This is a genomic window from Burkholderia sp. COPS (assembly GCF_019425585.1).
Classification (GTDB): Bacteria; Pseudomonadota; Gammaproteobacteria; order Burkholderiales; family Burkholderiaceae; genus Burkholderia; species Burkholderia cepacia.
This window is the reverse complement of sequence record NZ_WIXR01000034.1, coordinates 133,845-147,382: the sequence shown is the minus strand read 5'-3', so window position 1 is coordinate 147,382 and position 13,538 is coordinate 133,845. Positions and strand designations below refer to the sequence as shown.

General features: G+C 62.9%; 13 protein-coding genes. All 13 read left to right on the top strand.

Annotated elements, in window-relative coordinates:
- The first annotated feature begins 30 nt into the window (after nt 1–30).
- The 13 genes from FOZ70_RS26315 (at nt 31) to FOZ70_RS26255 (ending at nt 13,023) form a co-directional block, all read left to right on the top strand.
- Nucleotides 31–810 carry a ParA family protein gene (locus tag FOZ70_RS26315; protein ID WP_027788714.1) on the top strand — a complete coding sequence of 260 codons (780 nt, stop codon included), beginning with the start codon at nt 31–33 and terminating at the stop codon, nt 808–810.
- 31 nt (nt 811–841) lie between these two features.
- On the top strand, nt 842–1,735 hold the full coding sequence (locus FOZ70_RS26310) for a ParB/RepB/Spo0J family partition protein (RefSeq protein WP_021160439.1): 894 nt from the start codon (nt 842–844) through the stop codon (nt 1,733–1,735).
- Between the two features lie 10 nt (nt 1,736–1,745).
- Nucleotides 1,746–2,876: an SLC13 family permease gene (locus FOZ70_RS26305; RefSeq protein ID WP_042975633.1), complete on the top strand. Its 1,131-nt coding sequence runs from the start codon at nt 1,746–1,748 to the stop codon at nt 2,874–2,876.
- Between the two features lie 568 nt (nt 2,877–3,444).
- Complete coding sequence (locus tag FOZ70_RS26300) at nt 3,445–3,969, top strand: ATP synthase subunit I (protein ID WP_021160441.1); 525 nt, start codon at nt 3,445–3,447, stop codon at nt 3,967–3,969.
- 109 nt (nt 3,970–4,078) lie between these two features.
- Entirely contained in the window at nt 4,079–4,930 is an 852-nt protein-coding gene (atpB, locus tag FOZ70_RS26295; protein ID WP_012492242.1) for a F0F1 ATP synthase subunit A, read from the top strand.
- A gap of 75 nt (nt 4,931–5,005) precedes the next feature.
- Nucleotides 5,006–5,278, top strand: coding sequence for a F0F1 ATP synthase subunit C (atpE, locus tag FOZ70_RS26290; RefSeq protein WP_021160442.1), 273 nt, complete (start codon nt 5,006–5,008; stop codon nt 5,276–5,278).
- A 129-nt stretch (nt 5,279–5,407) separates the two neighbouring features.
- Nucleotides 5,408–5,878 carry a F0F1 ATP synthase subunit B gene (locus tag FOZ70_RS26285; RefSeq protein WP_021160443.1) on the top strand — a complete coding sequence of 157 codons (471 nt, stop codon included), beginning with the start codon at nt 5,408–5,410 and terminating at the stop codon, nt 5,876–5,878.
- 2 nt (nt 5,879–5,880) lie between these two features.
- Nucleotides 5,881–6,420 carry a F0F1 ATP synthase subunit delta gene (locus FOZ70_RS26280; RefSeq protein WP_006482713.1) on the top strand — a complete coding sequence of 180 codons (540 nt, stop codon included), beginning with the start codon at nt 5,881–5,883 and terminating at the stop codon, nt 6,418–6,420.
- A 44-nt stretch (nt 6,421–6,464) separates the two neighbouring features.
- On the top strand, nt 6,465–8,006 hold the full coding sequence (gene atpA, locus FOZ70_RS26275; RefSeq protein ID WP_021160444.1) for a F0F1 ATP synthase subunit alpha: 1,542 nt from the start codon (nt 6,465–6,467) through the stop codon (nt 8,004–8,006).
- A gap of 119 nt (nt 8,007–8,125) precedes the next feature.
- On the top strand, nt 8,126–9,001 hold the full coding sequence (atpG, locus tag FOZ70_RS26270; protein WP_021160445.1) for a F0F1 ATP synthase subunit gamma: 876 nt from the start codon (nt 8,126–8,128) through the stop codon (nt 8,999–9,001).
- Between the two features lie 66 nt (nt 9,002–9,067).
- A complete protein-coding gene (atpD, locus tag FOZ70_RS26265) occupies nt 9,068–10,462 on the top strand; it encodes a F0F1 ATP synthase subunit beta (RefSeq protein ID WP_021160446.1) in 1,395 nt (464 codons plus the stop codon).
- 153 nt (nt 10,463–10,615) lie between these two features.
- Complete coding sequence (locus FOZ70_RS26260; RefSeq protein WP_006477288.1) at nt 10,616–11,041, top strand: F0F1 ATP synthase subunit epsilon; 426 nt, start codon at nt 10,616–10,618, stop codon at nt 11,039–11,041.
- A 254-nt stretch (nt 11,042–11,295) separates the two neighbouring features.
- Nucleotides 11,296–13,023, top strand: coding sequence for an AMP-binding protein (locus tag FOZ70_RS26255; protein WP_219707186.1), 1,728 nt, complete (start codon nt 11,296–11,298; stop codon nt 13,021–13,023).
- Nucleotides 13,024–13,538: the final 515 nt, after the last annotated feature.

Genomic DNA, 13,538 nt, shown 5'->3' with positions numbered 1-13,538 from the left:
TTGTTTGAAGGTAAAGGGAACACACCAACGATGGCAAAGATCTTCTGCGTTGCGAACCAGAAGGGGGGCGTCGGCAAGACGACGACATCGGTCAATCTCGCCGCAAGCCTTGCAGCGCAGGAGCAACGAGTCCTGCTGATCGATCTCGACCCGCAGGGTAACGCGACGATGGGCAGCGGGATCGACAAGGCTGCTTGCGAAGCGACCGTGTACGAGGTGCTGGTCGACGGCGTGTCGGTGACCGACGCGCGCATCCGGCCGGACGGCGTCACCTACGACGTGCTGCCCGCGAACCGCGAACTGTCCGGTGCCGAGATCGAACTGATCAGCATCGACAACCGCGAGCGCCGGCTGAAGGCCGCGCTCGAGCACGTGGCCGACGACTACGATTTCGTGCTGATCGATTGCCCGCCGACGCTGTCGCTGCTGACGCTGAACGGCTTGTGCGCGGCGCATGGCGTCGTGATCCCCATGCAGTGCGAGTACTTCGCACTGGAGGGGTTGTCGGACCTCGTCAACACGATCAAGCAGGTTCACGCGAACATGAACCGCGACCTGAAGATCATCGGCTTGCTGCGTGTGATGTTCGATCCGCGCATCACGCTGCAGCAGCAAGTCTCCGATCAACTGAAAGCGCACTTCGGCGACAAGGTGTTCGACGCGGTGATTCCGCGCAACGTGCGCCTGGCGGAAGCGCCGAGTTACGGGCTGCCGGGCGTCGTGTTCGACCGCAGCTCGCGCGGTGCGCAAGCGTATCTCCAGTTCGGTGCCGAGATGATCGACCGCGTACGCGCGTTCGAGGTGTCGTGATCCGGACATGAGCGAAGCGAGGAAGAAAGACATGAACGCGGTACCAAAGAAGAAGGGCTTGGGACGTGGCCTCGAAGCGCTGCTCGGCGGCAGTGCCGATATCACCGAAGCGGTGAAGATCGAAGGGGCACCGAACACGCTCGCGCTCGGCAAGCTGCAGGCCGGCAAGTACCAGCCGCGGACGCGGATGGACGAAGGCAGCCTGCAGGAGCTCGCGGCGAGCATTCGCGCACAGGGCGTGATGCAGCCGATCCTGGTACGGCCCATTTCATCAGACAAATACGAAATCATCGCGGGCGAGCGCCGTTTCCGCGCGGCGCGCCTGGCGGGCCTCGATGAAGTGCCGGTGCTCGTGAAGGATGTGTCCGACCAGGCCGCCGCGGCGATGGCGCTGATCGAGAACATCCAGCGCGAGGATCTGAACCCGCTTGAAGAGGCGCACGGTATCCAGCGCCTGCTCGACGAGTTCGGTTTCACGCACGAACAGGCGGCCGAATCGGTCGGCCGTTCGCGCAGTGCGGTGTCGAACCTGCTGCGCCTGCTGAACCTGGCTTCGCCGGTGCAGACGATGCTGCTGGCCGGTGATCTCGACATGGGGCACGCGCGCGCGCTGCTCGCCGTCGATGCGGCCACGCAGATCACGCTCGCCCATCAGGTCGTCAACAAGCGCATGTCGGTGCGGGAGACCGAGAAACTCGTCTCGCACACGACGAAGGAAGCGCCGGCCGTGAAGGCGCGCGCGAAGGACGACGGCGGCCGCGATACGCGACGTCTCGAGGAGGAGTTGTCCGACCTGCTCGCGTCGACGGTGAAGATCAAGCTCGGCCGCCGCGGGCGAGGGCAGGTCACGATCGACTTCGGCAACCTCGACGCGCTCGAGGGCATTCTCGTGCGGCTGCGCGGCAACGTCGCGACCGAAGAGTAACGCGGTGCCGATGGAGAAGACGGGCGCGCCGACTCCGCGCCGGTGGCTGGGATGGCTTGCGCAGGAGCCGGTGCTGTCGGTTCTTGTCCTTGGCCTGATCGTGCTGCAATGGGTGCGTCCGCAACCATTTTCCGTGTTGGCCGGTCGTGTCGACTGGCAGACGGTCGCGACGCTGGCGGGCCTGCTGATGCTGACCAAGGCGCTCGAGTTGTCCGGCTGCCTGATGTGGCTCGCACACCGCATCGTGCATCACGTGCATTCCGAACGCGGGCTCGCGTTGTTGCTCGTGGGGTTCGCCGCGTTGTTGTCGATGTGGCTCACCAACGACGTCGCGCTGTTCGTCGTCGTGCCTTTGATGGTCTCGTTGCGTGCGCTGACGCCATTGCCGTTCCGGCGGCTCGTGATCGTCGTCGCGCTGGCGGTCAACGCGGGGTCTGTCGCGACGCCGCTCGGCAATCCCCAGAATCTTTTCCTGTGGCAATTGAGCGGCGTGTCGTTCGGCCGCTTCGTCGTCACGCTCGGGCCGCTCGCGATCGCGCTGATGGCGCTGCTGCTCGTGCTGACCGCATGCGCGTTTCGCGCAAAGCCGCTCGACTTGTCCGGTGATGCCACTGCGCTGCCCGTGCAACGCATGCACGCGCTGATCGCGGCGGTGCTGTTCGCCGCGTTCGTGCTGCTCGCCGATGCGCATCATCCGCTGCCTGGTCTCGTCGGTGTCGCCATCGTGCTGCTCGCCGTCAAACGCGACGCAGTCCTGAAGATCGACTGGCTGCTGCTGCTGATCTTCGTACTGATGTTCGTCGTGCTGCGTACCGCGGCTGCGCTGCCCGTCGTGCACGACACGATTGCGAACGCGCAGCTCGATTCGCCGCTGCGCGTCTACGCGGCCGGCGCGCTGTTGTCACAGGTCATCAGCAATGTACCGGCCGCGATCCTGTTGTCGGAATTCACGCATGACTGGCGTGCGCTCGCGTTCGGCGTATCGGTCGGCGGCTTCGGCTTCGCGATCGGCTCGCTTGCGAACCTGATCGCGGTGCGTCTCGCGAAGGAGCCGCGCATGTGGCTGCCGTTCCATCTGGTCTCGATTCCGTTCGCACTCGCCAGCGCGGCGGTCGGCGCGTGGCTGCTCGTTCATGGTTGAGTGACGCGGCTGCGCGCGGCACAGCCGTGCGATTCGGGTGGCGGGGCGGGTGCACAGTATTCGCGCTGGTTGCGGGGCTGTTGATAAGTCCGGCAATTCACAGTCGATTGCCTGTGGTGGCATGACAACTGATTGGATGATCCGACGCGTCGATGTCGGCCCGGATTTCGTGCATCCGGTGCTGCTAGGTGGTCACAGGGTTTTGCCTGCTCGGTGCGTCGTGCCGGGCGCGAGTCCGGGGCCGCGTCACGGCGCGGATTCCGGACGGCGTTCGTGCCGTCCCGCCGGCACCCGCATCGGGCCTCGTTTCCTTGCCATTTCCTCGTCGCCGGGTTTTTTCGAGCAAGAAATACCGGTGCAAAAAAGCGACCTTACAACTGTCATCGTACGTCGTCGAATCGCGTGTTTTTTCACATGATGAGGCGTCGTTTTACGCAGGTTTTTGTCGCGTCTAAAGCCTTGAATCACTTGCAACTATCGCTTACAATCGCCCGGATTTGTTAGCTAGGCACCCCTGAAAGCTTTCAGAAAGCTTGGGGCCGGGTTCAGGATTTTGCGGAAGATTGCGATGGCGGGTCAGGCGCCGGACGACAGGCACGATGATCAGCGCACGCAACGCACCGCTTCGGCGGCCGGCGAGCGGCGCGAATCCGACGATGACTGGGACGCCGAGCAGCAAGATAACAACATCGTTCCGCTCACGCGGGCAGAAGCCGAAAAGCTGTTCGGCCCGAACGTGAGCAAGCCCTCGCGCGTGACCCCCTATAAGGTGGTATTCGCGCAAGTGGTTCTGTCCCTGGTTGCAACGCTGGCGTGGTGGCTGTTTTCGAAGTCGCCGGGCGCCGCTGCGCAATCCGCGTTTCTGGGCGGAGCGATCGGCTGGGTGCCAAGTGCGGTATTCGTGGCACGACTGAAGGCAGGTGGTTCGGCCACCGTGATGAGCTGGGTGATGGGCGAAGCCCTGAAGCTCGCTCTGACGATCGGGATGTTCACTGCAGTGGCGTTCGGCTGGGCCGGCGTGCACTGGGTGCCGTTCCTCGTCACGTACCTCGTCGTGCTGAAGACGTACTGGATCGCACTGGCCTGGCGGTAAGGAACAAGCAGCGTGCGGTTTCGACAACGAACCGCACCGGCCCGTTCCCGCAATAGCGTGTTGCGGAACGGGCAAAACGATTTTCGACAATTTGGGTGGCATTAACGATATGGCAGCTAGCGAAGGCACGCGCGGTCCGGATCCGTCCGAGTACATTGCGCACCACTTGCAGAATTTCTCCACCTCGCATCAGACGTCGATTTTCGACATCCACGTCTGGAATCTCGACACGCTGTTCTGGTCGATCGTTTGCGGCATCGTGACGATCGTCTTGCTGCGTCTGGCTGCCCGCAAGGCGACGTCGGGCGTGCCAGGCCGTTTTCAGTGCGCGATCGAGATGCTCGTCGAGATGGTCGAAGACCAATCGAAGGCCATCGTTCACGGCAATCGTACCTTCATCGCTCCGCTCGCGCTCACGGTGTTCGTGTGGGTCGCGCTGATGAACTCCCTCGACTTCCTCCCGGTCGACCTGCCGGGCCGCGTGATCGGCCTGCTCGGTCTGTCGGACGTGATTTCCCACCATCGCATCGTCCCGACGGCCGACCTGAACGGCACGCTCGGCATCGCGCTCGGCGTGTTCGTCCTGATGATCTACTACAGCATCAAGATCAAGGGCGCGGGCGGCTTTGTGCATGAGCTGCTGTCGGCACCGTTCGGCGCCCACCCGCTGCTGTGGATCCCTAACCTCGCGCTCAACATCGTCGAATATCTCGCCAAGACCGTCTCCCTCGGTATGCGGCTGTTCGGCAACATGTACGCGGGTGAGCTGTTGTTCCTGTTGATCGCCCTGCTCGGCAGCATGTGGAGCTTCGGTGGCGACGCAACGTTCCTCGGCTTCGTTGGCCACGTGATCGCGGGCAGCGTCTGGGCAATCTTCCACATCCTGATTGTTCTGTTGCAGGCATTCATTTTCATGATGCTGACGCTGGTGTATCTCGGCCAGGCGCACGACAAGCACTAAGCGCGGCGTGCAAAAAAGAGTTTCCGTTTTAGTTTTTTAAATCTCAGTTCCAAGTCTTTTCACAAAGGAGTGATCATGCAAGCTTACATCGCCAACATCCAGGGTCTGACCGCCATCGGTATCGGCATCATCATCGGCCTGGGTGCAATCGGCGCCTGTATCGGTATCGCGCTGATGGGTGGTAAGTACATCGAAGCCTGCGCACGTCAGCCGGAACTCATCAACCCGCTGCAAACGAAGATGTTCCTGCTGGCTGGTCTGATCGACGCGGCATTCCTGATCGGCGTGGGTGTTGCAATGCTGTTCGCGTTCGCGAACCCGCTCCTGTCGAAGCTCGTCGCAGGCTAAGGTTCCTCGGAAATATGCGTCCGGCGTGAGCCGGCGCAGGGCGGAACGGAGACTTGGGGCGCTGATCGAATGCAACTCGATGAGCGCCTTACCGTTTCATTTTTCCGGAATAGCAGATAAGGAAACACCGTGAATCTCAACGCAACTCTGTTTGCGCAAATGGTCGTGTTCCTGGTCCTCGCGTGGTTCACGATGAAGTTCGTGTGGCCGCCGTTGATCAACGCCCTCGACGAACGTTCGAAGAAGATCGCCGACGGCCTCGCCGCCGCCGAGAAGGGCAAGGCAGAACTCGACGCAGCGCACAAGCGCGTGGACCAGGAACTCGCGCAGGCCCGCAATGACGGCCAGCAGCGCATCGCCGACGCTGAAAAGCGTGCCCAGGCGGTCGCCGAGGAAATCAAGGCCAACGCCCAGGCTGAAGCCGCCCGCATCGTCGCCCAGGCGAAGGCGGAAGCAGAACAGCAAATCGTGAAGGCGCGCGAAGCGCTGCGTGGCGAAGTCGCTACGCTGGCCGTGAAGGGCGCCGAGCAGATCCTGAAGCGCGAAGTCGATCAAACGGCCCACGCCCAACTGCTGAATCAACTGAAAGCCGAGCTCTGATCATGGCCGAACTTGCAACCATCGCCCGCCCTTACGCAGAAGCGCTGTTCCGCGTGGCCGAGGGCGGTGACATCGCCGCCTGGTCCACGCTCGTGCAAGAGCTGGCCCAGGTTGCGCGTCTGCCGGAAGTGCTGTCGGTCGCGTCGAGCCCGAAGGTGACGCGCACGCAAGTAGCCGAGTTGCTGCTTGCTGCTGCGAAGTCGCCGCTCGCGGCCGGCGCCGAAGCGAAGAACTTCGTGCAGATGCTGGTCGACAATCATCGCATCGCGCTGCTGCCGGAAATTGCCGAGCAGTTCGAGGCGCTCAAGAACGAACGTGAAGGTGCAGCCGACGCCGAGATCGTGAGCGCGTTCCCGCTGAACGGCGCGGATCTCGACAGTCTCGTCTCGGGCCTCGAACGCAAGTTCAAGCGCAAGCTGAAACCGACGGTCGAAGTCGATTCGTCGCTGATCGGCGGCGTGCGCGTGACGGTCGGCGACGAAGTGCTCGACACCTCGGTTCGCGCGCGCCTCGCATCGATGCAGGCTGCCTTGACCGCCTGAGCGCCACGCCGGCACGCAACAGAATTGACTATCAGGAGCGAATAATGCAACTCAATCCCTCTGAGATCAGCGAGCTGATCAAGAGCCGGATCCAGGGCCTTGAAGCGAGCGCAGACGTTCGCAACCAGGGCACCGTGATCTCCGTGACCGACGGTATCGTGCGTATCCACGGCCTGTCGGACGTGATGCAGGGCGAAATGCTCGAGTTTCCGGGCAACACGTTCGGCCTCGCGCTGAACCTCGAGCGCGACTCGGTCGGCGCGGTGATTCTCGGCGAATACGAACACATCTCGGAAGGCGACATCGTCAAGACGACGGGCCGCATTCTCGAAGTCCCGGTTGGCCCGGAACTCGTCGGCCGCGTGGTCGATGCGCTCGGCAACCCGATCGACGGCAAGGGCCCGGTCAACGCGAAGCTGACCGACGCGATCGAAAAGATCGCCCCGGGCGTGATCTGGCGTAAGTCGGTGTCGCAGCCGGTGCAGACGGGCATCAAGTCGATCGACGCGATGGTGCCGATCGGCCGTGGCCAGCGTGAGCTGATCATCGGCGACCGTCAGTGCGGCAAGACCGCGGTGGCGCTCGACGCGATCATCAACCAGAAGGGCAAGGACCTGATCTGTATCTACGTCGCGATCGGCCAGAAGGCTTCGTCGATCATGAACGTGGTTCGCAAGCTCGAAGAAACGGGCGCGATGGAATACACGATCGTCGTCGCCGCTTCGGCTTCGGATTCGGCAGCGATGCAGTACCTCGCACCGTACGCCGGCTGCACGATGGGCGAATACTTCCGCGATCGCGGCCAGGACGCGCTGATCATCTATGACGACTTGACCAAGCAAGCCTGGGCATACCGTCAGATCTCGCTGCTGCTGCGCCGCCCGCCGGGCCGTGAAGCGTACCCGGGCGACGTGTTCTATCTGCACTCGCGTCTGCTCGAGCGTGCGGCTCGCGTGTCGGAAGAGTACGTCGAGAAGTTCACGAACGGCGAAGTGAAGGGCAAGAGCGGCTCGCTGACGGCACTGCCGGTCATCGAAACGCAGGCTGGCGACGTGACCGCGTTCGTTCCGACGAACGTGATCTCGATTACCGACGGCCAGATCTTCCTGGAAACCGACCTGTTCAACGCAGGCATCCGCCCGGCAATCAACGCCGGCGTGTCGGTGTCGCGAGTCGGTGGCGCCGCTCAGACGAAGGTCGTGAAGAAGCTGTCGGGCGGTATCCGTACCGACCTCGCGCAGTACCGTGAACTGGCGGCATTCGCGCAGTTCGCATCGGACCTCGACGAAGCGACCCGCAAGCAGCTCGAGCGCGGCCGCCGCGTGACGGAACTGCTGAAGCAGCCGCAGTACCAGCCGCTGCAGGTCTGGGAACTGGCCGTGTCGCTGTACGCCGCGAACAACGGCTACCTCGACGACCTCGACGTCAAGCAAGTGCTGTCGTTCGAGAAGGGCCTGCGCGAAAACCTGAAGACCAGCCACGCTGACCTCATCAAGCGCATCGAAGACACCAAGGATCTCTCGAAGGACGACGAAGGCGCACTGCGCTCGGCGATCGAATCCTTCAAGAAGTCCGGTGCCTATTGATCCGCGAGTGACACACTGAGGCCGCGCGGGTGCTGATGCGCCCGCGCCGCTTCGGTGAGCGATGCATGAGCCCCGAGTAAAGCGCTAAAGCGCTAACTCGGGGCGCAAAGGAGCAAGCTATGGCTGGAATGAAGGAAATTCGCGGGAAGATCAAGAGCGTGCAGAACACGCGCAAGATCACGAAGGCGATGGAGATGGTGGCCGCATCGAAGATGCGTCGCGCGCAGGAACGCATGCGCGCCGCTCGTCCTTATGCGGACAAGGTCCGTGCCATCGCCGCGCACATGAGCCGTGCGAACCCGGAGTACCGTCACCCGTTCATGGTGGCGAACGAAGGTGCGAACACGGCCGGCATCATTCTCGTTACGACGGACAAGGGTCTGTGCGGCGGTCTGAACACCAACGTGCTGCGTGCGACGGTTCAGAAGTTCAAGGAGCTGGAAGAGAAGGGCCAGAAGGTCGAAGCTACCGCGATCGGTAGCAAGGGCCTCGGGTTCCTGAACCGCTTCGGCGCGAAGGTGATGTCGCAGGTCGTGCACCTCGGCGACACCCCGCATCTGGACAAGCTGATCGGCGCCGTGAAGACGCAGCTCGATCTGTACTCGGAAGGCAAGCTGTCGGCGGTTTATATCGCTTACACGCGCTTCGTCAACACGATGAAGCAGGAAGCCGTGATCGAGCAGTTGCTGCCGCTGTCGTCGGAACACTTCGAAGCCGATGACGGTACGCCGGCCACGTCGTGGGACTACATCTACGAGCCGGACGCGCAGGCAGTCGTCGACGAACTGCTCGTGCGTTACGTCGAGGCGCTGGTGTACCAGGCCGTCGCGGAAAACATGGCGTCCGAGCAATCGGCGCGCATGGTCGCGATGAAGGCCGCGTCCGACAACGCGAAGACGGTGATCAGCGAACTGCAGCTCGTATACAACAAGAGCCGCCAGGCCGCGATCACGAAAGAACTGTCGGAGATCGTCGGCGGCGCAGCCGCTGTTTAAGCGCGCGCCACGGACGACAACTGCGCCTTTGCGCGAGTAAAGAATCAGGTATTTAAAGGAAAAGCGATGAGTACTGCTGCTTTGGTAGAAGGCAAGATCGTACAGTGCATCGGCGCCGTTATCGACGTGGAATTCCCGCGCGACAGCATGCCGAAGATCTACGACGCGCTCATTCTCGATGGCTCGGAACTGACGCTCGAAGTCCAGCAACAGCTGGGCGACGGCGTGGTCCGTACCATTTGTCTGGGTGCATCCGACGGCCTGCGCCGCGGCCTGACCGTGAAGAACACGAGCAAGCCGATTTCGGTGCCGGTCGGCAAGCCGACCCTCGGTCGTATCATGGACGTCCTCGGCCGTCCGATCGACGAAGCCGGCCCGATCGAAAGCGAACATACGCGTTCGATCCACCAGAAGGCTCCGGCGTTCGACGAACTGTCGCCGTCGACCGAACTGCTCGAAACGGGTATCAAGGTCATCGACCTGATCTGCCCGTTCGCAAAGGGCGGCAAGGTCGGCCTGTTCGGCGGTGCAGGCGTGGGCAAGACCGTCAACATGATGGAGCTCATCAACAACATCGCGAAGGAGCACGGCGGTTACTCCGTGTTCGCGGGCGTGGGCGAGCGTACCCGTGAAGGGAACGACTTCTACCACGAAATGAAGGACTCGAACGTTCTCGACAAGGTCGCGCTGGTGTACGGCCAGATGAACGAGCCGCCGGGCAACCGTCTGCGCGTCGCGCTGACCGGCCTGACGATGGCCGAGCACTTCCGTGACGAAGGCCTCGACGTGCTGTTCTTCGTCGACAACATCTACCGTTTCACGCTGGCCGGTACCGAAGTGTCGGCACTGCTCGGCCGTATGCCGTCGGCAGTGGGCTATCAGCCGACGCTGGCTGAAGAAATGGGCAAGCTGCAAGAGCGCATCACGTCGACCAAGAAGGGCTCGATTACGTCGGTCCAGGCCGTGTACGTCCCTGCGGACGACTTGACCGACCCGTCGCCGGCTACGACCTTCGGCCACCTGGACGCAACCGTCGTTCTGTCGCGTGACATCGCTTCGCTGGGTATCTACCCGGCGGTCGACCCGCTCGACTCGACGTCGCGCCAGATCGACCCGAACGTGATCGGTGAAGAGCACTACTCGATCACCCGTCGCGTTCAGCAGACGCTGCAGCGCTACAAGGAACTGCGCGACATCATCGCGATTCTGGGCATGGACGAACTGTCGCCGGAAGACAAGCTGTCGGTCGCACGTGCGCGTAAGATCCAGCGTTTCCTGTCGCAGCCGTTCCACGTCGCTGAAGTGTTCACGGGCTCGCCGGGCAAGTACGTGCCGCTGAAGGAAACGATCCGTGGCTTCAAGATGATCGTCGACGGCGAGTGCGACCACCTGCCGGAACAGGCGTTCTACATGGTCGGCACGATCGACGAAGCCTTCGAAAAGGCCAAGAAGATCTCGTAAGGGTCAGGCGTAACGCAGCGGGCGCCGCTACGTCCGTGACGGATACCTTGATGGTATCCGTTCGCGGACAGGCGCTCACGTAATACGCTCAACCCGCCGTGCATGGGATCGGAACCGGCGCTGAAGCGCTCGTTCCGATCGACAGGAGTCGATATGGCAACCATCAAAGTAGACGTCGTCAGCGCGGAAGAGCAGATCTTCTCGGGCGAGGCGAAATTCGTCGCGCTGCCGGGCGAAACGGGTGAGCTGGGCATTCTGCCGGGTCACACGCCGCTGATCACGCGGATTCGTCCGGGTGCGGTGCGCATCGAAGTCGAGGGCGGCAACGACGAATTCGTGTTCGTCGCGGGCGGCATTCTCGAAGTGCAGCCGGGTGCCGTGACGGTGCTCGCCGACACCGCGATCCGCGGCAAGGACCTCGACGCGGCGAAAGCCGAGGAAGCACGCAAGCGTGCCGAGGAAACGCTGCAGAACGCGAAGTCGGATCTCGACCTCGCGAAGGCGCAATCCGAGCTCGCGACCGCGATGGCGCAGCTCGAAGCGATCCAGCGTCTGGCGAAGATCCGCAGCCGGCACTGAGCCGCGCCGCGTATCCCGCGAAAGAAAGCAGCCTTCGGGCTGCTTTTTTTTCGCCCGTCGTTTTCATCTGTTTTTACGGGTCGGATCATACCGTCCGGTCGTGCTATTTCACCCGTCCGTCGCGATTCGATGTCAGAGTGTCGTCAGCCGCGCACGGCATCATCCGCTCAGAGGCTATCCGTCGCGACGGCGGCGGTGCAGACACGCGTGAGCCGCATGTCGGGCCGGTCAGACAAAAACGGACGGAGACATTCATGGCAGCAGACCTTGGCGTGGGGGCGCTGATCGCGCCCGAAAACGGATTGTCGTACGTGCGCGGCACGACCGACGTGCCGCTCTCCGAAGCGACGATCGGGCGGTTCCTGCTCGACACGGCCGGCCGCTTTCCCGATCGTCCGGCCGTCGTGTTCCGCGAGCAGCAGGTGCGCTGGACCTGGCGCGAGTTCGCGAACGAGGTCGACGTGCTGGCGGCCGGGCTCGCCTCGCTCGGCATCGTGAAGGGCGATCGCGTCGGCATCTGGTCGCCGAACCGCAGCGAATGGCTGCTCACGCAGTTCGCGACCGCGCGGATCGGCGCGGTGCTCGTCAACATCAATCCGGCCTACCGGCTCGCGGAGCTCGAATACGCGCTGAACAAGGTCGGCTGTAAAGCCGTGATCGCCGCCGAGCGCTTCAAGACGTCCGCGTACGTCGAGATGCTGCAGACCATCGCGCCGGAACTCGCGACCGCGACGCCGGGCGACCTGCATGCGGCGCGCGTGCCGAGCCTGCGCACGGTCGTGTCGATGGGCGACGTCGCGCCGGCCGGCATGTTCCGCTTCGCGGACGTGATGGCGCGCGGCCGCCAGGCCGTCGATCCCGCGCTGCTCGATGCGATCGGCGCGACGCTCTCGGCCCATGATCCGATCAACATCCAGTTCACGAGCGGCACGACGGGCAGCCCGAAGGGCGCGACGCTCACGCATCGCAACGTCGTCAACAACGGGCGCTCGATCGCGACCGCGATGCGGTTCACCGAGCAGGACACGCTGTGCATCCCGGTGCCGCTCTATCACTGCTTCGGGATGGTGCTCGCGGTGCTCGCGTGCGTGTCGAAGGGGGCGGCGATGGTGTTCCCGGGCGAAGCGTTCGACCCGGTCGCGACGCTCGCGGCGGTGGCCGAAGAGCGCTGCACCGCGCTGCACGGCGTGCCGACGATGTTCATCGCGGAGCTCGATCATCCGGCGTTCGCGCAATTCGACCTGTCGACGCTGCGCACCGGGATCATGGCGGGTTCGCCGTGCCCGATCGAGACGATGAAGCGCGTCGTGTCGCAGATGCACCTGTCCGAAATCACGATCGCATACGGGATGACGGAGACGAGCCCCGTGTCGTTCCAGAGCTCGACCGACGACCCGCTCGAGAAGCGCACGACGACGGTCGGCCGCATCCAGCCGCATCTCGAAGTGAAGATCGTCGATCCGAGTGGCGATATCGTGCCGGTCGGTGCGACGGGCGAGCTGTGCACGAAGGGCTATTCGGTGATGCTCGGCTACTGGGACGACGACACGAAGACGCGCGAGGTGCTCGTGGACGGCTGGATGCATACGGGCGACCTCGCGACGCTAGACGCGGACGGTTACTGCAACATCGTCGGCCGCCTGAAGGACATGGTGATTCGCGGCGGCGAGAACGTCTATCCGCGCGAGATCGAGGAATTCCTGTTTCGGCATCCGAAGATTCAGAGCGCGCAGGTATTCGGCGTACCCGATGCGAAGTACGGCGAGGAGCTGTGCGCGTGGATCGTGCTGCGCGCGGACGAGCAGATGACCGAAGACGACGTGCGTGCGTTCTGCAACGGGCAGATCGCGCACTACAAGATCCCGCGCTACATCCGCTTCGTCGACGAGCTGCCGATGACGGTGACGGGCAAGGTGCAGAAGTTCGTGATGCGCGACCGGATGATCGAGGAGCTGAAGCTCGACGTGCAGAAGACCGCTTAGCGCGGCAAGAAGAAGGGAAAATGCGCTGGAAGAACGCGGCGGCCTGCGGGCCGTTGCGTTTTCGATGGACGAAAAAAAGCGGGCTTATTAGCCCGCTAAAAACCACACGCTACGGGGTTAGCGCGAGGAGACCAAAGATGAAACCGAGTCCGGCGGGGGGCCGGAAACGACTCCAACAGGGATGCCCCTCGGAAGGGCTTCGGTACGTGACCGACTGGCTCGCAGCGCTTCGCGTCCGCTCACACTTGGCACACGAGACCGCATCCGTGTTGAAACCGTTGAGGCCATTGTGGGCGAATTAATGACCCCTCGCGGTAACAAAGTGTTTCAGGTTGTAACGCCCGCCAGATAAGGCTTTCCGGGATTTTTTGCTGTTTTTGAGGGCCCGAAAAAGGTCATTTTTACCCATATTTTCCGCAGCGTTTTCAGCGCGTGCGCACGATGCGTTTTTCATGCGTATCAGGCTCGACGAATTGCCGATTTGCACGCGAGAAAATGCGCGGTTCGGCAGATGC